The organism is Sphingosinicella sp. LHD-64 (genome assembly GCF_031157375.1).
Lineage (GTDB): Bacteria > Pseudomonadota > Alphaproteobacteria > Sphingomonadales > Sphingomonadaceae > Allosphingosinicella.
The window spans coordinates 988,245-1,007,904 of the sequence record NZ_JAVIFV010000001.1 but is presented as its reverse complement, the minus strand read 5'-3'; the positions used below and the strand labels follow the sequence as shown (position 1 = coordinate 1,007,904).

Genomic DNA, 19,660 nt, shown 5'->3' with positions numbered 1-19,660 from the left:
GAGGCGCTTGATGGCCGGCGATACCCACGAACCCGATCTTTCCAACGGCGATCTGGTCGACGAGCCCGGCAAGGTCGCGGTTCCCGACGACGTGCAGGAGGCGGTTCGCACGCTGATCCGCTGGGCCGGCGACGATCCCGCGCGCGAGGGCCTCGCCGACACGCCCAAGCGGGTGGCGCGGGCCTGGCGAGAGTACGCGAAGGGCTATGAGGAAAACCCGGCTTATCATCTCAGCCGCACCTTCGAGGAAGTGGGCGGCTATGACGAGATCGTGCTCTTGAAGGACATTCCGTTCCAATCGCATTGCGAGCATCACATGGCGCCGATCATCGGCAGGGCGGCGATCGCCTATCTGCCCAACGACCGCGTCGTCGGCATTTCCAAGCTCGCCCGCGTCCTGCACGGCTTCGCCCGGCGCCTGCAGGTGCAGGAGCGGCTGACCGCGCAGGTCGCCGACTGCATTTGGGACAATCTCCAGCCGCAGGGCGTCGCGGTGGTGATCGAGGCGAGCCACAGCTGCATGACCGCGCGCGGCGTCCGCACGCCCGGGGTGATGATGACGACCAGCCGGATGATGGGCGTGTTCCGCGAGGACGAGCGCAGCCGCCGCGAGGTGCTGGCCCTGATGGGTTATTGATGCGCAGTCTGGCGATCGCCTCGCTGTCGCTGGCCGTCGCGGCATGCGGCGGCAGCGGGGATGCGGACGGAAATGCCTCGCGTGAACAGATCGAGCGGCTCTCGACGCCGGAGCAGAACAAGGTCGAGGACGTCAGCGAGACGGCGCGGCTGCAGCCGCTGCAACAGGCGGACGCGGGCAGCCTTTCGGGCGCGTCCTGCCGTTTCATCCGCGAGAACCGGGTCTACGTGCTCGCGTCGGCCGAGGGGGCGGTGGCCAGGCTTAATGACGAGCTGCGCACGCTCGTGCCTGCCGGGCCGGTCGGGCCGACAGGAGGCTTCTTCGAGGACCGGCAGGTCAGCATCAGCGTCGGTGCCGGCGCCGCGATCGGCTCGGGCCGGGTGCTGGTCACCAACCGCCGCACCGGCGTGCAGCAGCAGCGGCTGGGCATCTGGAACTGCGAGGGCAGGGGATGAGCGAGGCGCGCACACCGCTCAAACGGGTGGTGATGTCGAGCATGGTCGGCACCACGATCGAATGGTATGATTTCTTCCTCTACGGATCGGCTGCCGCGCTCGTCTTCAACCGGCTGTTCTTTCCGTCCTACGATCCGCTGACTGGCACCATCCTCGCCTTCGCCACCTATGCGCTCGGCTTCGTCGCGCGGCCGGTGGGCGGCATCGTCTTCGGCCATTACGGCGACCGGCTCGGCCGCAAGAAGCTGCTGATGCTGAGCCTCATCCTGATGGGCGTGGCAACGGTACTGATCGGCCTGCTCCCGACTTATGCCCAGATCGGCATCTGGGCGCCGATCGCGCTCATCCTGCTCCGCCTCGTCCAGGGCTTCGCGGTCGGCGGCGAATGGGGCGGGGCGGTACTGATGGTCGCCGAGCACGGCGATGCGGCGCGGCGCGGCTTTTGGGCGAGCTGGCCGCAAGCAAGCGTGGCCGCCGGCAACCTGCTCGCCGCCGGCGTGCTGGCGCTGATGGCGGGCCTCCAGAGCGAGGAGGATTTCCTGAACTGGGGCTGGCGGGTGCCGTTCCTCCTGTCCGCCGCGATGGTGCTGGTCGGCTGGTATATCCGCAACCGGGTGAGCGAGAGCCGGATGTTCGAGGAGGCGCTGGCCGAGGCCGAGGCGCCGCCGAAGCTGCCGGCGATCGACGTGTTCCGCGAACGTCCCAAAGCGGTGTTGCTCGGTGCCGGCATCCGCTGGGGCGAGAACATCTCCTATTACATTCTCACCGTCTTCTCGCTGACCTTCCTGGTCGATGTCGCATCGGAGAGCCGCAGCCTCGCGCTCAACGCGCTCCTGATCGGCGCCGCGGTGCAGTTCTTCGCCATTCCGGCCTTCGCGCTCCTCTCCGACAGGATCGGGCGCCGCCCGGTCTACGCATTCGGTGGGCTCGGATTGGCCGCCTGGAGCTTTGCGTTTTTTCCGTTGCTGGCAGGCGGCGACAATGGCGGGATCATCCTCGCGATCGTCGTCGGCCTTGTCCTGCACGGCGCGATGTATGGGCCGCAGGCGGCATTCATCACCGAGCTGTTCCCGACCCGCATCCGCTATTCGGGCGTCTCGATCGCCTATCAGCTGACCTCGATCCTTGCCGGCTCGCTCGCGCCGATCATCGCGCTCTGGCTCTACAAGACCTACGATTCGGCATTGCCGGTCGCGATCTATGTCGGCGCGAGCTGCGCCCTCAGCGGCCTCGCCGCGCTGCTGGCACGCGAGACGAAGGGCGTGGAGCTCGCAGCGATACGCTAGGGTCGCCCCTCGGCCTGGAGCCGGGCCAGAAAGCTGCCGTCCGGGGCTGGCGCTTCCTTGCAGCTTTTGATCAGCTCGTTCCACAAATGGACGGCGATGGTTTCCGGACGAACGACGTCGTCCAGCCGGATTGCCGGATTCAGGATCCACCCGGCGCGCTGATAGGACACCGGGTAGAAGGTGGCCTCCGGCAACGCCAGGGACCCGAATCCGGCACGTGCGGCGAGCGCGGTGAGCGCACCGGGGCCCGCCGTTCCCCACGGCATCAACGACAGGCCCGCCCGCCCGGTCTCGCGCAGCCGGATCGCCGCCGCATCCTGTTCGGCGGGGCTCAGCCAGAATGGAATCTCCGTCTCGTCGAACAGTCGGATCAGCGGTTCGAGCAGGGGAGAATCCGGGGGGGGCCGCAGGACCGCGCCGTTGAGGATCGCCGGGCTCTGCCGCCCGAAGAGATAGGGCTCGCCGCTGTCGATCGGGCGCAGCAGGCAGACGTCGGTATCGATCCACGTTCCGGGTCCGCGCCGCAGCAGCGCGTAGCGAAAGAGGTTCGAGAACAGGGAGACGCTGCCCGTGTGGTGATGAAGGATGCGCGTTTCCGGAAGCACGTCCGCAGCATCGCGAATCTCGACGCCGTCGGGCACGCCATCCGGTGTGCGATAGCAATAGAGCGACACCGGATGGCCCTGTCGCAGGGCCGACCGGAGGCAGGCGCGCTCGACCGCGCCGAGCGCCGGGCCGATCCAGAGCGTGGAAAGGCGGGCAGACGACATATCCCCCCAGATGTCGATCGTTTGCGGAGCGAGGGATACGCCTGTCGAAGCGGATTTACGAGCCTTGTGTCAGCGGCTCGGGCCCGGGGGCGGGATCCCTGATCGTGAAGAGCGGCAGGAAGACCTGCACCAGCCAGCCGATCGACAGCGCATAGAGCACGGTGCCGAGGCCGACGGTGCCGCCCAGCAGCCAGCCGACGGCGAGCACTGCCACCTCGATCGTGGTGCGCACCAGCCGGATCGACAGGCCGGTCTTGCGCACGAAGCCGGTCATCAGCCCGTCGCGCGGCCCGGGGCCGAGGCCCGCGCCGATATAGGCGCCGCCGGCGATGCCGTTGAGCACGATGCCGGCGATGAGCATCGACAAGCGCGCCGGATAGCCCTCCGGCGCGGCGATCAGGAAGAGGCTGGCATCGACCGCGAGCCCGATGACGACGATGTTGCTGATCGTGCCGATCCCCGGCTTCTGGCGCAGCGGCAGCCAGAGCAGCAGCACCAGCGCGCCGACGACGATCACCACCGTGCCGAAGCTCCAGCCGGTGCGCAGCGCTACGCCCTGATGGAACACGTCCCACGGATCGAGCCCGAGATTGGCGCGCAGCATCAGTGCCATCGAGAAGCCGTAGAGGACGAGACCGGCCTGGAGCTGAAGGAATCGACGCAGGAACATGGTCCTGGCCTTTGTCCAAATTGGCCTTGTTTAAAATAGCCAATCAAGAGATATTGGCATCATGGATGCACGCACGATTGGTACCACCTCCCTTGTCCGGCAGCTCGGTGACTGGCGGAGCGCCGGCCGAGGCGCCGGCTATCGGCAGCTGGCGGACGCCCTGCGGCTGATGATCCTCGACGGCCGGGCGCCGCTCGGGGCCCGGTTGCCGGGGGAGCGTGAACTGGCGGCCGGACTGGGTGTCAGCCGCACGACGATCACCACCGCTTATGCCGCGCTGCGCGACGAAGGCTATCTCGCCAGCCGCCAGGGTTCCGGCAGCATCACGCGCACGCCGGGAGTTCAATCCGCTCGGCCACAAGGGGAGGGGGCGCTCGGCCCCGACGTGATCGACCTTGCGGTGGCGGCCGTGCCGGCGGGGGACTCGGTCCATCGCGCCTACCGCCGGGCGCTGGAGATGCTGCCGGCCCATCTCGGCGCGCATGGCTATGAACCGGTCGGCCTCGGTGTGCTGCGCGAGGCGATCGCCGGTCACTATGCCCGTCGCGGCTGCCCGACCCGCCCGGAGCAGATCATGGTGACGCATGGCGCGGTGCATGGCTTTGCGCTGTTGCTCAAGCTTTTGACCGGGCCCGGCGACCGGGTGGTGATCGACCATCCGACCTATCCGCACACGATCGACGCGATCCAGCAAGCCGCCTGCCGGCCGGTCCCTGTCGGTCTCCAGGAGGATGGCTGGGATGTCGAGGCGCTGGAGGCGGCGATCCGCCAGACGGCGCCGCGGCTCGCCTTCCTGATCGCCGATTTCCACAACCCGACCGGGCTCTGCATGGACGAGGCCACGCGCCGGCGCGTCGCCGAGCTGGCCGCGCGGACGCGCACCACGATCGTCGTCGACGAGACCCTGGCCGAGCTCTGGCTGGACGCGCCGGCGCCGCCGTCACTCGCCGCTTACGATCAGGCCGGGCGCGTGATCGCGCTGGGCTCGACCGGCAAGACCTTCTGGGGCGGCCTCAGGGTTGGCTGGATCCGCGCCGATGCGGAGGTGATCGAGGCGCTGACCCGGGTGCGCCCGACGATCGACCTCGGTACGCCCGTGCTTGAGCAACTCGCCTCGGCCGTGCTGCTCTCCGACGGGGAGGGCGATATCGAGGCACGCCGCGCCCGACTGCGGGATCAGCGCCGGACGCTGGAAGGCCTCGTCGTGCACCGTTTTCCCGACTGGCGGGTCAACCGGCCGGCGGGCGGACTGTCGCTCTGGGCAGAACTGCCCGAGGCGATCAGCGCCCGGCTTGCGGCGGCTGCCGACGCGCACGGGGTCCGGATCGCCGCCGGCCCGCGGTTCGGGGTGGATGGCGCCTTCGCCCGGTTCGTGCGGCTGCCGTTCGCCTTGCCGGAAGCGGAGCTGGAGAAGGGGATGATGCGGCTGGCGCAGGCCTGGCAGGCGGCCCGGTCGACGCGGTCGGGAGCCGCCGGCTGGCGCCCGGCGTCCGCGCTTGAAGAGGTCTACTGACCCCCGCAAGAAAAAAGCCGCCGGCTCGGTGGAGCGGGCGGCTTCTTCCTGTATCCGACAGACGGGCTCAGGCCTGTTCGGCCTCGCCCTCCGCGACGGCCGGCGCGGCCTCTTCGGCCTCCGGAACGATCTCGCCGGGCTCCAGGCCCTCGATCCGCTCCTCGGTGAAGCCCGCGACGTCCTTTTCGAACATCTCGGCCATCACGTCCTTGCCCTGTGCCTGCAGCTCGGCCTCTTCCGGCGAGCGGGCGACGTTGACCTGGATGGTGACCGACACTTCCGGATGGAGCGCGATCTTCACGTCGGTGAGGCCGATCGCCTTGATCGGCTTGTCGAGCACGATCTGGTTCTTGGCGATCTTGTGGCCTTCGGCCTCCAGCGCCTCGGCGAGATCGCGGGCGGAAACCGAGCCATAGAGCTGGCCGGTGTTCGACGCCTGGCGGATGAGCTGAAGCTTCAGCCCGTCGACCTTCTTCGAGTCCTTCTCGGCCTCGGTGCGGCGCTCGGCATTCTGTGCCTCGATCTTCTCGCGATTGGCCTCGAAGACCTTGCGATTGCTCTCGTTGGCGCGAAGGGCCTTGCCGCGGGGAAGGAGGAAGTTGCGGGCATAGCCGTTCTTCACCTTCACCACGTCGCCGATGGTGCCGAGCTTCTCGATGCGTTCGAGCAGGATGACGTCCATGGGTCTGCCCTCTTTACTTCACGACATAGGGAAGCAGGCCGATGTGGCGGGCGCGCTTGATCGCCTTCGCCAGCTCGCGCTGCTTCTTGGTGGAAACCGCGGTGATGCGGCTCGGGACGATCTTGCCCCGCTCGGAGACGAAGCCCTGAAGCAGGCGGACGTCCTTGTAATCGATCTTCGGCGCATCCTTGCCCGAGAAGGGGCAGCTCTTGCGGCGGCGGAAAAATGGGCGTGCCATATGTGCTGATCCTCAGGCTTCAGGCGTCGAAATCGTCGCGGCTGCGACGGGGACGGTCATCACGATCGCCGCGCGGACCACGATCGCCGCGATCGCCACGGTCACCACGATCGTCGCGGTCGCGCTTGTCGCGGTCGCCGCGGCGCATCATCACCGACGGGCCGTTCTCGTGCTCGTCGACCTTGATGGTCATGTAGCGGATGACGTCTTCGTTGATCTGGGTCTGGCGCTCGAGCTCGGCGACCACGGTCGGCGGCGCATCGAAATCGAGCGCGACATAATGGGCCTTGCGGTTCTTGGCGATCCGGTAGGCGATGTTGCGAAGACCCCAGGTCTCGGTCCGGACGACCTTGCCGCCATTGTCTTCGACGATCTTGGTGGCGGTTTCCGCCAGCGCATCGACCTGGGCCTGGGCCAGATCCTGACGCGCGAGAAACACATGCTCGTAGAGAGCCATGTTGCGCTATTCCTTCATTTGGCCGATCGCTGACGCCGCCCAATGCGGACGCCCCTCCGGCTGTCGTCGTACTTTTGTCTGTCGCGATTTCCGAGCCGGCGGCGTTGCCGCCTCGCAATCGCTTCAAAACGTAAACCGGGGCGCTAAAGGCATGGCCTTTGCCCCGGACGGCGGCCATTTGGCGCAAGTCGCCCGGAAAATCAACCCTGCCGCGACGGCCGGTAGCGCAGCCGCTCCACCAGCAGCGCGAACGCCGGCGTCGGCTGGCGGCGGCTCGAATAATAGAGATGGTAGCCGGGGAAAGGCGGGCACCAGTCGTCGAGCACTTGGACGAGGCTGCCCTCACCGACATGCGAGGCCACCTGGTCCTCCATCAGGAAGGCGAGGCCGAAGCCGGCGAGCGCGGCATCGAGGATCATGGCGAGGTCGTTGAAAACGAGCTGCCCCTCGACCCGTACGTTGAGTGCGCGACCGTCCTTCTCGAACTCCCAGGCGTAGAGGCCGCCCCGCGTCGGCAGGCGCAGGTTGATGCACCTGTGCTCGGAAAGGTCCTGCGGCGTCCGGGGCCGGCGATGCCGGGCGAGATAATCGGGCGCACCGACGACGACGAGCCGCATCTCCGGCCCGATCGGGACGGCGATCATGTCCTTGGCGATCTGCTCGCCCATCCGCACCCCCGCGTCGAACTGCTCGGTCACGATGTCGGTAAGGCCAAGATCGAGAAACAGCTCGACCGTGATGTCGGGATAGTCCGGGAGCATGCCCTTGAGCGCCGGCCAGAGGATCGTCTCGGCGGCATGCGCGCCGGTGGTGATCCGGATCGTGCCGCTCGGCTTCTCGCGCAGCGCGCCGAGCGCCGAAAGTTCCGCGCCGATTTCGTCCAGCGCCGGCCGCAGCGTGCCGATCAGGCGCTCGCCGGCCTCGGTGGGTGCGACGCTGCGCGTGGTGCGGTTGAGCAGGCGGACGCCGAGCCGCGTTTCGAGGCGGCGGACCGTATGGCTCAGCGCCGATTGCGAGGTGTTGAGCCGACCCGCGGCGCGGGTGAAGCTGCGCTCCTCCGCGACGGTGAGGAAGGCGTTGAGGTCGACAAGCTCCTCGCGGCGCATTCATGAACTCCATTCATCACTGCATGCCATTCATAGCCTCTAATCGCGGGGCGAGGTACGGGCTATTTCGGTTGGCGAGGCGCAGCCCGCAGCGCCGGATGTCCCGTCTGTCATCCCCGTTCAAAGGAGAGTCCCATGGTCGTCAAAGCCTATGGCGCCTATGTCGCCGACAAGCCGCTCGAGCCGATCGACATCGAGCGCCGCCAGCCGGGTCCGCACGATGTCGAGATCGACATCGCCTATTGCGGCGTCTGCCATTCGGATCTGCATCAGGTCCGCTCCGAATGGGAAGGGACGCTCTATCCCTGCGTGCCCGGCCACGAGATCGTCGGTCATGTGACGGCGGTCGGCAGCGACGTTTCCAGGTTCGGGGTCGGCGACACGGTCGGCGTGGGCTGCCTCGTCGACAGCTGCCAGCATTGCGCCTCCTGCGCGGATGGTCTCGAGCAATATTGCGAGAACGGTTTCGTCGCGACCTACAACAGCCCGGTCGAGGATGCGCCTGGCCACACGCTCGGCGGCTATTCGCAGCGAATCGTGGTCAACGACCGGTTCGTGCTGAAGATCAGCCATCCCGAGGACCAGCTTCCCGCGGTGGCGCCGCTGCTTTGCGCCGGCATCACCACCTATTCGCCGCTGCGCCACTGGCAGGTCGGCCCGGGTCAGAAGGTTGGCATCGTCGGCATCGGCGGGCTCGGCCATATGGGCGTGAAGCTCGCCCATGCGATGGGCGCGCATGTCGTCGCGTTCACCAGCTCGGAGGCCAAGCGCCAGGATGCGCTCGATCTCGGCGCGGACGAGGTCATCGTCTCGCGCAACGCAGACGAGATGGCGGCCCATGCCGGCAGCTTCGACTTCATCCTGAACACGGTGGCGGCGAGCCACAATCTCGACGCCTATACCCAGCTCCTGAAGCGCGACGGCACCTTGTGCCTGGTCGGGGTGCCGGAACATGCGCATCCGTCGCCAAATGTCGCTGTGCTGATCTTCGGCCGCAAGGCGATCGCCGGCTCGCTCATCGGGGGCCTGCCCGAGACGCAGGAGATGCTCGATTTCTGCGCCGAGAAGGGAATCGTCGCCGATATCGAGATGATCCGGATCCAGGACATCGAGCGTGCGTATGACCGCATGCAGAAGAGCGACGTCAAATATCGCTTCGTGATCGACAGCGCATCGCTCGCCGCCTGAGCCTCAAGGAGAAGACCATGCAGACACGCGCACTCGGCAGGAGCGGCCTCGACGTCTCGGCCATCGGCCTCGGCTGCATGGGGCTCAGCCATGGCTATGGCCATCCGGTGTCGAAAGAGGAGGGGATCGCGCTGATCCGGGGCGCCGTCGAGCGCGGCGTCACCTTCTTCGACACCGCCGAATTCTACGGCCCGTTCACCAATGAGGAACTGGTCGGCGAGGCGCTCGCGCCGGTCCGCGACCGGGTGGTGATCGCCACCAAGTTCGGCTTCAGGATCACCGAGGGCAACGTCCCGCGCGGCATGGACAGCCGGCCCGCGCACATCCGCGAGGTGGCCGACGCTTCCCTGAAGCGCCTGCAGACCGACGTCATCGACCTCTTCTACCAGCATCGCGTCGATCCCGACGTGCCGATCGAGGATGTCGCGGGGACGGTCGGCGAGCTGATCCGGGAAGGCAAGGTGCGCCATTTCGGCCTGTCGGAGGCGAACGCCGAGACGATCCGCCGCGCCCACGCCGTCCAGCCCGTCGCCGCGCTGCAGAGCGAATATTCGATGTGGTGGCGGGAGCCGGAGACGTCGGTCTTCCCGACGCTGGACGAACTCGGGATCGGCTTCGTGCCGTTCAGCCCGCTCGGCCGCGGCTTCCTGACCGGCGCGATCGACGCCAACACCAAATTCGAGGCAGATGATTTCCGCAACAACTTCCCGCGTTTCGCACCCGAGGCGTTGGCGGCAAACCAGGCGCTGGTCGATCTGATCGGCGGCATCGCGGCGCGCAAGAATGTGACCCGGGCCCAGGTCGCGCTCGCCTGGGTGCTGGCGCAGCGGCCCTGGATCGTGCCGATCCCGGGCACGACCAAGCTCCACCGGCTGGAGGAGAATATCGCCGCCGCGCAGGTCCAGCTGACCGCCGAGGACCTTCGCGAGATCGAGACCGCGCTCTCCCAGGTCGAAGTGCAAGGCGCGCGCTACCCCGAACAGATGCAGCGGCTGGTCAATCGCTGAGCCCGGAGCATCCTCGCCAACGCGCGGACGATCGCGACCTTCGATGACGCGCATCGACATCAGTAGCTGCTGTCCGCCTTCCTGCCGCCGACCCGCCGCCACTTGTCGAAGCCTGGATCGGCAGACGACGAATCGTCGCGGTCATAGCGTCGACTGCTGCGCGTTTGCGACGGACTTCAGGAGCATCGTCTCTGCTCGAGGCGGCGAAATGGGCGGTACAGGATGGGTTGGCCCGCGATGCCGGATTGTCGCGCTTCCAGGGCGGCATCCCGGGCTTGCCAGGCGCGAGCGCACTTCCTAACGCCATGCCTTTCGCGAAAGGGGTGAACATGCGCGCTTTCATCTTCCCCGGCCAGGGGAGCCAGTCGGTCGGCATGGGCAAGACCCTCGCCGAAACGAGCCCGGCCGCGCGGGCGGTGCTGGAGGAAGTCGACGCGGCGCTGGGGCAGTCGCTGGCGCGGCTGATGGCCGAAGGGCCGGCCGACGAACTGACCCTGACCGAAAACGCCCAGCCGGCGATCATGGCCAATGCGATCGCGACGCTGCGTGCCGCGGGCATCGATCTGGCGGGCAAGGCGCGTTTCGTCGCCGGCCACAGCCTCGGTGAATATACCGCGCTCTGCGCGGCCGGCACCTTCGATCTCACCACGACGGCGCGACTGCTGAAGACGCGCGGCCTGGCGATGCAGGCGGCGGTGCCGGTGGGCGATGGCGCGATGGCCGCTTTGCTCGGCGCCGATCTCGCCGTCGCGCAGGCGGTTGTGGATGCTGCGGCTCAGGGTGAGGTTTGCGCCGTCGCCAACGACAATGATCCTTCCCAGGTCGTGATCTCGGGCAGCAAGGCGGCGGTCGAGCGCGCGCTCGAGATCGCGAAGGAGAAGGGCGCCAAGCGGGCCATCCTGCTGCCCGTCTCCGCGCCGTTCCACTGCGCGCTGATGCAGCCGGCGGCCGACGCGATGGCCGGAGCGCTGGCCGGGGTCGCGATGGCGCCGCCAGCGGTGCCACTCTACGCCAACGTGACCGCCGAGCCGGTCGAAAGCGTCGATACGATACGGGAGCTGCTCATCGAGCAGGTGACCGGCATCGTCCGCTGGCGCGAGAGCGTTGCCAACATGGCGGCGGCCGGCGTCACCCATTTCGTCGAGTTCGGCGGCAAGGTGCTGGGCCCGATGGTCAAGCGCATCGCCCCGGATGCCCAGGTGACGAACGTGGTGACGATGGACGATATCGACGCGCTGGTGAAGGAGATCTGACCATGTTCGACCTTTCGGGAATGACCGCCCTCGTCACCGGCGCTTCGGGCGGCATTGGCTCGGCGATCGCGCGGGGGCTGACGGCCCAGGGCGCGCGGCTCGCCGTGTCGGGGTCGAATGCGGAGAAGCTGGAGGCTTTCCGGGCGGAACTGGGCGACGATCATGTCGCTCTGGTCTGCGATCTCGGCGCTGGTGCCGCAGTCGATGCGCTGGTGCCGCAGGCGGTTGAGGCGCTGGGCCAGCTCGACATCCTCGTCAACAATGCCGGCGTCACCCGCGACAATCTCGCGATGCGGATGAAGGATGAGGAGTGGGACACAGTGATCCGGGTGAACCTGGAAGCCGCCTTCCGTCTCGCCCGTGCCGCGCTGAAGCCCATGATGCGCGCCCGCTTCGGCCGGATCGTCTCGGTGACCTCGGTGGTCGGCGCCACCGGCAATCCGGGACAGGCCAATTACGCGGCGTCCAAGGCCGGCATCGTCGGCATGTCCAAGGCGCTCGCCCAGGAAGTCGCCTCGCGCGGCATCACCGTCAACTGCATCGCGCCCGGGTTCATCCGCTCGGCGATGACGGAGGTGCTGCCCGAGGCCCAGAAGGAGGCCCTGCTCGGCCGCATCCCGGTCGGCGACCTCGGCACCGGCGAGGACATCGCCGCGGCCGCCGTCTATCTGGCGAGCCGCGAGGCGGGCTACGTCACCGGCCAGACGCTGCACGTCAATGGCGGGATGGCGATGCTCTGATCGCGCGCCCCACTTGCGCACCCCCCGGCCAAGCGGCTAGGGCATTCCCAACGAAAAACGCCTCTAGGGAAAGGTGAACTATGAGCGAGACCGCGGACCGCGTGAAGAAGATCGTCGTCGACCATCTCGGCGTCGAGGCCGACAAGGTCACCGAGGAAGCGAGCTTCATCGACGATCTCGGCGCGGACAGCCTCGACATCGTCGAGCTGGTCATGGCGTTCGAGGAAGAGTTCGGGGTCGAGATTCCGGACGACGCCGCCGAGAAGATCACGACGGTGAAGGACGCGATCGACTATATCGACCAGAACAAGGCCTGACCTGATTTTGAGGGCCTCCCCGCCGGCTGAGGCGGTGTTCGAGCCGATTTGAATGAAAACGGCTCCCCGTCGATGGTCGGGGGGCCGTTTGTCTATCTTGGGAGTATAGAATGCGCCGTGTCGTGGTGACGGGTCTGGGCCTCGTGACGCCTTTGGGCGGAGACGTCGAGACCAGCTGGAGGAACATCATCGCCGCGAAGAGCGGGGCGGGCACGATCACGCGCTTCGACGCGACCGACTATGCCTGCGACTATGCCTGCGAGGTGAAGCCGCCGGAGCACGAATATGGCTTCGACCCGAACCTGCGCGTCGATCACAAGGTGCAGCGCCAGGTCGATCCGTTCATCATCTACGGCATCGATGCCGCCGGCCAGGCGATCGAGGACGCCGGCCTCACCGACATGAGCGAGGAGGAGCGTTTCCGCGCCGGCTGCTCGATCGGATCGGGCATCGGGGGGCTGCCGGGCATCGAGAGCGAGAGCCTGGTGCTGGAGCACAAGGGGCCGCGGCGTGTTTCACCGCACTTCGTCCACGGGCGCCTCATCAACCTCATCTCCGGCCAGGTCTCGATCAAATATGGCCTGATGGGCCCCAACCATGCCGTCGTCACCGCCTGCTCGACCGGCGCGCACTCGATCGGCGATGCGGCACGCATGATCGCGATGGACGATGCGGACGTGATGCTCGCCGGCGGCGCGGAGGGTGCGATCTGCCCGATCGGTATCGCCGGCTTCGCCCAGGCGCGGGCGCTCTCGACCAACTTCAAGGCCGAGCCGCAGCGCGGCAGCCGCCCCTATGACAAGGACCGCGACGGCTTCGTGATGGGCGAGGGCGCGGGCGTGGTCGTGCTCGAGGAATATGAGCGGGCCAAGGCGCGCGGGGCCAAGATCTACGCCGAGGTCGTGGGCTATGGCCTCTCCGGTGACGCCTATCACGTCACGGCGCCGCATCCCGAAGGCTCGGGCGCGTACCGGTCGATGGAGATGGCGGTCCGCAAGTCCGGCCTTTCCCTCTCCGACATCGACTATATCAACGCCCATGGCACCTCGACCCCGCTCGGCGACGAGCTGGAGCTGGGCGCCGTCCGCCGCCTGTTCGGCAACAACATCGCCAACCTGTCGATGAGTTCGACCAAATCGGCGATCGGCCATCTGCTCGGCGGCGCCGGCGCGGTGGAGAGTATTTTCTGCATCCTCGCGCTGCGCGACCAGATCGTCCCGCCGACGCTCAACCTCGACAATCCGAGCGAGGGCGTGGAGGGCGTCGATCTGGTGCCGCATGTCGCCAAGGAACGGCAGGTCCGCGCGGTGCTCAACAACAGCTTCGGCTTCGGCGGCACCAATGCCAGCCTTGTCATGAAGGCGATCTGACCCGATCTCGGCGCTCATGAAGCACGCCTTCCTGCTGCTGCTGATCCTGCCGGCGCTGGCGATTCTGGCCGCCGGCACCGCCTTCTGGATCCTGTGGGCGGGGCCGGGGCCGATCGACCAGCCGAAGACGCTGATCGTCGAGCAGGGCAGCAGCGTTTCGCGCCTCGCCTACCAACTCGAGCGCGAAGGGCTGATCCGCGGCAACGCGACCACCTTCCGCGGCTTCGCGCGGCTGTTCGGTGGCAACGCACCGATCCAGGCTGGCGAGTTCCAGCTCCGGCCGAAGATGAGCGCCGCGGCGATCCTGACGCACCTCCAATATGGGCGGCCGATCCAGCGGCTGGTCACGATCCCCGAAGGCATGCCCTCCGTGCTGGTGCACGAGCGGCTGATGCAGGTCCCCTATCTCACCGGAAATATCGAGGTGCCGCCGGAAGGGTCGATCTTGCCGGACAGTTATTCCTACCGCCGCGGCGAAAGCCGCGTGGCGGTGCTGGACCGGATGCGCGGGGCGATGCGCCGCGAGCTCGAACGGCTTTGGGGGCAGCGCGGCGGCAACAGCGCGGTGGCGAGCCCGGAGGCGGCGATCATCCTCGCCTCGATCGTCGAGAAGGAGACCGGCAAGCCCTCCGAGCGGCGGATGGTCGCGGGCGTCTACACCAATCGGCTGCGACGCGGCATGCCGCTGCAGGCCGATCCCACCGTCATCTATCCGATCACACGCGGGCGCCCGCTCGGCCGGCGCATCCTGCGCTCGGAGCTCAATGCCGACAATGGCTACAACACCTATCGCAGCGCCGGCCTGCCGATCGGCCCGATCGCCAATCCGGGCCGGGAATCGATCGCGGCGGTGCTCAACCCGGCGCAGACCAACGCGCTCTATTTCGTCGCGGACGGGACCGGCGGACATATCTTCGCCGACACGCTGGACCAGCACAATGCCAACGTGCAGCGCTGGTACGCGATCCGCCGCGCGCGCGGCGAAATGTAACGCTCAGAACAGGCGGCGGCGCGCCGTGTCCGGGCCATCGAACGCCGCATAAGGCGCAGTCGTGACCTTGCCGGCGGACCTGCTGGCATGGATCAGCATGAGATCGTCGATCATCAGCCCGGCCTCGCTGTCGGCGACGATCAGATCGCCGGGGCGCAAGGGCGCGCCCGATGGCACCGGCGCGCCGAGGACCGCCAGCTGCTCGACGAAGCGCGGCGCCTCGATTCCGCTCAGGCCGAGCGCGAGCTGGATCAGGCCGGCCGCATCGACGCCTGCGGGCCCGCGCCCGCCCTCCAGATAAGGCGCGCCGATCAGCCGCTCGGCCACCGCGACCGGATCTTCGCAGGGCTCCGCGATCGGCCGCAAATGGCTGAGCGGCACGCAGCCATATTCGGTCGAGAGGCAGGCGCCGCATTCCTCGCCGTGCAGCCGTGCGCCCATGGGCAGCCCCGCCAGCACCGGTGCGGTGATCCGCGCGTCGGGGGCGACGGGTGCCCATTTCTCGCACACGATATGAGTCCAGATCTGCGGCGCCGCGAGCGTGATCGCCTCGACATAGCCGACGACATGATCGGCCGCGCAATAGCCCCAGGCCCAGCCGCCGGCATATTCCAGCACCGCGAAATCCTCGCCCGGCAACAATTCGGAGATCGCCGCGCTCTCTCCATCTGCCCTGCCGCGGACATAGGTCGCATGGGCGCCGCACGCCCGCATCAGCGGCCGGGCATAGTGGGGTGCGAGGATGCGGCCGGCGAGGCCGATATCGGCGAGATCGCTGCGATAGGCGTTCAGCCGCGCATCGAGCGGCACCGAGGGGCCGGACAGGTTGAAGCGCTCATCCGTGCTGGAGGATGAAGCTGCGTTCGCGAGCCGCTCTCCGGTTGGGGCCATCCTGGTCGAGGTTGCGCTGGAAAGAGTCAAGAAAGTCCTGCCCGGTGCTGGTCCTTGCAACGAAGACGTTGCGGCGATCGCTCTCGTCGCGAACCCGCCGCAGATAGCCGAGCGAGCCGAGCGTGTTCAAGGCGCGCGTGATGACCGGTTTCGAGACGCCGAGGATATGGGCGAGGCCGCGGACCGTATGCGGCCCCGGGGTCAGATAGACCATCAGCATCAGCGCCATCTGGCGATTGGTAAGGTCCGGCTCCCCCGATCGGACATAGTTGATGAGCGTTTCCATCCAGCTCTTGAGGGACTGGTCCGCCACGTTGCCAAACTCCGAAAATTGATCGACGTTACGGAGCAAGAACCAGCCAGCGCCCGTTTCGTTTCAGGATTCCTGCAGATTTCCGCGAAAATCAGCGTGGATAACGTGCGCGCAGCACCTCCCAGGCGGCGCGCAGTCCCAGGGCCTCTCCCCCTTTCGGCCGCCCGGGCTTGGCGCTGGAGCGCCACGCGAACGTGTCGAAGTGCGCCCAGGGCGTGCCTTCGGGCACGAACTTCTGGAGGAAGAGAGCGGCGGTGACCGCGCCCGCCATTGGGGCTTCCGAGACATTGCCGAGATCGGCGACATCGGAGGACAGCATCTCCTCGTAGGGCTTCCACAGCGGCATGCGCCAGAGCGGGTCGGAGGCTGCGGTCCCCGCTGCGAGCAGATCGTTCGCCAGCAAGTCGTCATTGGCGAAGAGCGCCGGCAGATCCGGCCCCAGGGCGACGCGGGCGGCGCCGGTCAGGGTCGCGAAATCGAGGATGAGCTCGGGCTTGTCCGCCGCCGCGTCGGCGAGCGCGTCGGCCAGGATCAGCCGGCCTTCCGCATCGGTGTTGCCGATCTCGACGGTGAGGCCCTGGCGGCTCCTGAGAATGTCGCCCGGGCGGAAGGCGGCGGCGGAGACCGCATTCTCGACCGCGGGGATCAGCAGCTTCAGGCGGACCGGCAGATTCGCCTTCATCACCAGCCGCGCGAGCGCGAGGGCATGCGCGGCTCCGCCCATGTCCTTCTTCATCAGGCGCATGCCGGACGCGGGCTTCAGATCCAGTCCGCCGCTGTCGAAGCAGACGCCCTTGCCGACCAGCGCGATCTTCGGGTGGCGCTGGTCGCCCCAGTCGAGCGTGATCAGCCGCGGCGCGCGCGCCGGCACGGCCGCGGCGCCCACGGCAGCGACCATGGGATAGCCGTCTTCCAAGGCCTTGCCGGAGACAATGACGAGCTTGGCGCCGCACGCGTCGGCCACCTCCCGCGCCGCAGCTTCCAGCTCGGCGGGACCAAGATCGCCGGCCGGGACGTTGACGAGGTCGCGGACCAGGAAGGTCGAGGCGGCGACGAGCACCGTGTCCTCGATCCGCGCCGGATCGTCGGTGAGCAGCACCCGCGGGCCCTTCGGCTCGGCCTTCTTGCGGTAGCGGTCGAAGCGATACTGGCCGAGCAGCCAGCCGAGCACCGCCGGGCCCGGCCCGCCCGACGCCAGCCGGTAAGTGCCCTCCGGCAGGGTTTCCGCCGCCTTGGCGAGGCACCAGGGGCTGAGCTCGGCCACATTGGCGACGCCAAGCGCCGCGGACCAGCCGTCGCGCTCCTCGGGTAGGATGGCGAGCTGGTATCCTTCGCCCTTGAATCCCTGCGCCTCGGCGGCGCGGCGCGCCTGCTCGGGCTGCGCCTTCAGCCAGTCCTCGAAGCCCTTCTTGTCGACGAGCCGAAGCGGAGTGGCGGCCTGGCCCTTGTCGGGCTGGAGCAGAGCGGAGAGATCGGTCATGCTCCGGAATTAGGCATTTCCCGTGCGCCGCGCCAGAGCGGCGTAGCACTGCGGTGGGTATGACATTGATCGCGCCGGCCGGCGTGCTCGACTAACGTCGAACGGACCTGCGCGAGGGGATTGGAGCCGGCGCGTCGCGTGACTATGGCACGGCCATGACCAGCTTTCGCGTTCTCCTCGCCGCCCTGTTCCTGAGTCTCGGCATGCCGCTCGCGGCGCAGCCGGCCGTCACCGCCTTCGTGCGCGTCAACGTTCTGCCGATGGACAGCGAGCGCGCCCTGCGCAACCAGACGGTGCTCGTCTCCGACGGGCGCGTCCAGGCGATCGGCTCGCGGCTCAGCGTGCCCGATGGCGCCCGGATCGTCGACGGTGGCGGCACAGCCTGGCTGCTGCCCGGCCTCGCCGACATGCACGTCCATGTCGGGACCCGCGACGAGCTGGCGCTGCTGCTGGCCAACGGGATCACCACCGCGCTCGATCTGGGCGAGGCGCCCAATGCGATGGTCGGGCGCACCCGCGCCGCGGTCGCGCGCGGCGATGTGCCCGGGCCGCGTCTCTTCGTCGCGCTCGCGGTCGACGGATCGCCGCGCTACGGCCATCTCGTCGTCGCGACGCCTGAGGCGGCGCGCTGGGCGGTGCGGCTTGCGAAGGCGAACGGCTATGATTTCATCAAGGTCTACAACGGCCTGAGCCCAGAGGCGTTCGCGGCGCTGGTCGCGGAAGGGCGCGAGGTGGGACTCCCCGTCGTCGGGCACACTGTCGAAAGCCTCGGGCTGGAGCGACAGATCGCCGGCGGGCAGGTGATGGTCGCGCATCTCGAGGAGTTCCTCTACTCCTTCTTCCGCGTTCCCGAGGGCGCGGACCCGAATTCGGCGCCCGCCGACAGCGAAATCCCGCGCGCGATCGACTATCTGCGCCGCACCGGCACGGTGGTGACCGCGGATCTCGCCACATACCAGACCATCGCGGCGCAGCGCGGCCGGCAGGATGTGGTCGACGCCTGGCTGCGCCTGCCCGAGGCGCGCTATCTCGCGCCAAGCGACCGGATCGCGTGGCGGGGCAGCGGCTATGTGCGGCGCGAGGGCAGCCTCGCCACGCGCGCCGCCTTCCTCGCCCGCTTCGTCGATGCGCTCGCCGATGCCGGCATTCCGCTGATCTCCGGCACGGACGCGCCGACGATCCCGGGCCTGGCGTCGGGTTTCGCGCTCCACCGCAACCTCGCGGCGCTCGAGGCGGCGGGGCTCAGCCGCTACCAGGTGCTCGCGACCGCGACGCGCGGGCCGGGCGCGTTCATCGCCTCTACCAACCCGGAGGCGGAGCGCTTCGGCACCGTCGCCATGGGGCAGCGCGCCGATCTTTTGCTCGTGGCGGCCAATCCGCTCGACGACCTTGGCACGTTGCAGCGTCCGCTCGGCGTGATGGCGGGTGGCCGCTGGCACGACGCGGCCGCGCTGCAGGCGCTGCTCGACGCGATCATCGCCAGATATGCGGGTGCGACTCTCTCGCAATAGCGTCGGGTTGAAACCGAACGAACGCGCGATTGTCGCGAGGTTTTCACATTGCGCGAACATAACGGCCCTCGCGGCGCGCACTGGGCGCCGCGCGCAGGGAAGAGCGTCGCGATGCAGCAGGCCGCCGTCCATCCTCGTCACAGCATGCACACCGACCAAGTCGCCGGCGCCTATGGCAAGTGGGCGCCGGTCTACGATCTCGTCTTCGGCCCGGTCTTCCGCCGCGGCCGCGCCGATTCGATCCGGGTCGCCGAGCGGATCGGCGGACGGATCCTGGAGGTCGGCGTCGGCACCGGCATCTCGCTGCCCGCCTACAGTCGGGCCAGCCGCCTCTACGGCGTCGACATCTCCGAGCCGATGCTGGAAAAGGCGCGCCGTCGCGTCGCTGCGCTGGGCCTCGACAATGTCGAGGCGATCGAGGTCATGGACGCGGAGCACCTCGAATTCCCCGACAACAGCTTCGACGTCATCGTCGCCCAATATGTGGTGACCGCCGTGCCCAATCCGGAAAAGGCGCTGGACGAGTTCGCGCGCGTCGTGCGGCCCGGCGGCGAGATCGTGATCGCGACCCGCGTCGGCGCCGAGAAGGGCGTCCGCAAGACGATCGAGAAGACGCTGATGCCGGTCACCACCCGCCTCGGCTTCCGCACCGATTTCCCGTGGGAACGCTACACCGAATGGGCGGCGAAGACGCCCTCGGTCCGGCTCATCGAGCGGCGCGCACTGCCGCCGCTCGGCCATTTCAGCCTCGTCCGCTTCGAGAAGCTGGCCGAGGCCTGAACCTT

General features: G+C 68.1%; 22 protein-coding genes. 13 read left to right on the top strand and 9 right to left on the bottom strand.

Annotated elements, in window-relative coordinates; genetic code table 11:
* Positions 1–10 precede the first annotated feature (10 nt).
* From folE to RCO27_RS04820, 3 genes are read left to right on the top strand one after another with little or no spacing between them, the layout of a single operon-like run.
* Positions 11–637, top strand: a complete 627-nt coding sequence (gene folE, locus RCO27_RS04830) for a GTP cyclohydrolase I FolE (RefSeq protein ID WP_309001501.1) — start codon at positions 11–13, stop codon at positions 635–637.
* A complete protein-coding gene (locus RCO27_RS04825) occupies positions 637–1,092 on the top strand; it encodes a hypothetical protein (RefSeq protein WP_309001500.1) in 456 nt (151 codons plus the stop codon). The genes folE and RCO27_RS04825 overlap by 1 nt, the downstream gene beginning before the upstream one ends.
* Positions 1,089–2,378, top strand: coding sequence for an MFS transporter (locus RCO27_RS04820; RefSeq protein WP_309001499.1), 1,290 nt, complete (start codon positions 1,089–1,091; stop codon positions 2,376–2,378). The genes RCO27_RS04825 and RCO27_RS04820 overlap by 4 nt, the downstream gene beginning before the upstream one ends.
* Here RCO27_RS04820 and RCO27_RS04815 read toward each other — a convergent pair.
* Together RCO27_RS04815 and RCO27_RS04810 are read right to left on the bottom strand one after the other, a co-directional pair.
* Complete coding sequence (locus RCO27_RS04815; RefSeq protein ID WP_309001498.1) at positions 2,375–3,148, bottom strand: hypothetical protein; 774 nt, start codon at positions 3,146–3,148, stop codon at positions 2,375–2,377. The genes RCO27_RS04820 and RCO27_RS04815 overlap by 4 nt on opposite strands.
* Before the next feature lie 55 nt (positions 3,149–3,203).
* Entirely contained in the window at positions 3,204–3,818 is a 615-nt protein-coding gene (locus tag RCO27_RS04810; RefSeq protein WP_309001497.1) for a hypothetical protein, read from the bottom strand.
* A gap of 61 nt (positions 3,819–3,879) precedes the next feature.
* Between RCO27_RS04810 and RCO27_RS04805 the strand changes: the two genes are divergently transcribed.
* Positions 3,880–5,331, top strand: coding sequence for a PLP-dependent aminotransferase family protein (locus RCO27_RS04805; protein ID WP_309001496.1), 1,452 nt, complete (start codon positions 3,880–3,882; stop codon positions 5,329–5,331).
* Between the two features lie 67 nt (positions 5,332–5,398).
* Here RCO27_RS04805 and rplI read toward each other — a convergent pair whose 3' ends face one another.
* From rplI to RCO27_RS04785, 4 genes are all read right to left on the bottom strand, one after another.
* On the bottom strand, positions 5,399–6,013 hold the full coding sequence (rplI, locus tag RCO27_RS04800; protein WP_309001495.1) for a 50S ribosomal protein L9: 615 nt from the start codon (positions 6,011–6,013) through the stop codon (positions 5,399–5,401).
* A 13-nt stretch (positions 6,014–6,026) separates the two neighbouring features.
* Positions 6,027–6,251, bottom strand: a complete 225-nt coding sequence (gene rpsR, locus RCO27_RS04795) for a 30S ribosomal protein S18 (RefSeq protein WP_309001494.1) — start codon at positions 6,249–6,251, stop codon at positions 6,027–6,029.
* Between the two features lie 19 nt (positions 6,252–6,270).
* On the bottom strand, positions 6,271–6,708 hold the full coding sequence (gene rpsF / locus RCO27_RS04790) for a 30S ribosomal protein S6 (protein WP_309001493.1): 438 nt from the start codon (positions 6,706–6,708) through the stop codon (positions 6,271–6,273).
* Positions 6,709–6,908: 200 nt separating this feature from the next.
* Positions 6,909–7,814 carry a LysR family transcriptional regulator gene (locus RCO27_RS04785; RefSeq protein ID WP_309001492.1) on the bottom strand — a complete coding sequence of 302 codons (906 nt, stop codon included), beginning with the start codon at positions 7,812–7,814 and terminating at the stop codon, positions 6,909–6,911.
* Between the two features lie 135 nt (positions 7,815–7,949).
* Here RCO27_RS04785 and RCO27_RS04780 point away from each other — a divergent pair, with 135 nt between their 5' ends.
* The 7 genes from RCO27_RS04780 (at position 7,950) to mltG (ending at position 14,680) form a co-directional block, all read left to right on the top strand.
* On the top strand, positions 7,950–9,002 hold the full coding sequence (locus RCO27_RS04780; protein WP_309001491.1) for an NAD(P)-dependent alcohol dehydrogenase: 1,053 nt from the start codon (positions 7,950–7,952) through the stop codon (positions 9,000–9,002).
* Positions 9,003–9,019: 17 nt separating this feature from the next.
* On the top strand, positions 9,020–10,009 hold the full coding sequence (locus tag RCO27_RS04775) for an aldo/keto reductase (protein WP_309001490.1): 990 nt from the start codon (positions 9,020–9,022) through the stop codon (positions 10,007–10,009).
* 329 nt (positions 10,010–10,338) lie between these two features.
* Positions 10,339–11,262, top strand: coding sequence for an ACP S-malonyltransferase (gene fabD / locus RCO27_RS04770; RefSeq protein ID WP_309001489.1), 924 nt, complete (start codon positions 10,339–10,341; stop codon positions 11,260–11,262).
* A 2-nt stretch (positions 11,263–11,264) separates the two neighbouring features.
* The gene (gene fabG, locus RCO27_RS04765; RefSeq protein WP_309001488.1) at positions 11,265–12,002 is read left to right on the top strand and encodes a 3-oxoacyl-[acyl-carrier-protein] reductase; all 738 of its coding nucleotides are present in this window, start codon (positions 11,265–11,267) and stop codon (positions 12,000–12,002) included.
* 80 nt (positions 12,003–12,082) lie between these two features.
* Positions 12,083–12,319 (top strand): acyl carrier protein, encoded by a 237-nt coding sequence (locus tag RCO27_RS04760; RefSeq protein ID WP_309001487.1) that lies wholly within the window; start codon positions 12,083–12,085, stop codon positions 12,317–12,319.
* Between the two features lie 110 nt (positions 12,320–12,429).
* The gene (fabF, locus tag RCO27_RS04755) at positions 12,430–13,689 is read left to right on the top strand and encodes a beta-ketoacyl-ACP synthase II (RefSeq protein WP_309001486.1); all 1,260 of its coding nucleotides are present in this window, start codon (positions 12,430–12,432) and stop codon (positions 13,687–13,689) included.
* Between the two features lie 16 nt (positions 13,690–13,705).
* Positions 13,706–14,680, top strand: coding sequence for an endolytic transglycosylase MltG (gene mltG / locus RCO27_RS04750; protein ID WP_309001485.1), 975 nt, complete (start codon positions 13,706–13,708; stop codon positions 14,678–14,680).
* Between the two features lie 3 nt (positions 14,681–14,683).
* Here mltG and RCO27_RS04745 read toward each other — a convergent pair whose 3' ends face one another.
* From RCO27_RS04745 to RCO27_RS04735, 3 genes are all read right to left on the bottom strand, one after another.
* The gene (locus tag RCO27_RS04745) at positions 14,684–15,571 is read right to left on the bottom strand and encodes an NlpC/P60 family protein (RefSeq protein WP_309001484.1); all 888 of its coding nucleotides are present in this window, start codon (positions 15,569–15,571) and stop codon (positions 14,684–14,686) included.
* Positions 15,516–15,857 (bottom strand): MarR family winged helix-turn-helix transcriptional regulator, encoded by a 342-nt coding sequence (locus tag RCO27_RS04740; protein WP_374990365.1) that lies wholly within the window; start codon positions 15,855–15,857, stop codon positions 15,516–15,518. Before RCO27_RS04740 ends, RCO27_RS04745 begins: the two co-directional genes overlap by 56 nt.
* A gap of 118 nt (positions 15,858–15,975) precedes the next feature.
* Entirely contained in the window at positions 15,976–17,364 is a 1,389-nt protein-coding gene (locus RCO27_RS04735; protein WP_309001482.1) for a leucyl aminopeptidase family protein, read from the bottom strand.
* 155 nt (positions 17,365–17,519) lie between these two features.
* Here RCO27_RS04735 and RCO27_RS04730 point away from each other — a divergent pair, with 155 nt between their 5' ends.
* Positions 17,520–18,875, top strand: coding sequence for an amidohydrolase family protein (locus tag RCO27_RS04730; protein ID WP_309001481.1), 1,356 nt, complete (start codon positions 17,520–17,522; stop codon positions 18,873–18,875).
* Positions 18,876–19,019: 144 nt separating this feature from the next.
* Complete coding sequence (locus RCO27_RS04725; RefSeq protein ID WP_309001480.1) at positions 19,020–19,655, top strand: class I SAM-dependent methyltransferase; 636 nt, start codon at positions 19,020–19,022, stop codon at positions 19,653–19,655.
* Positions 19,656–19,660 lie beyond the last annotated feature (5 nt).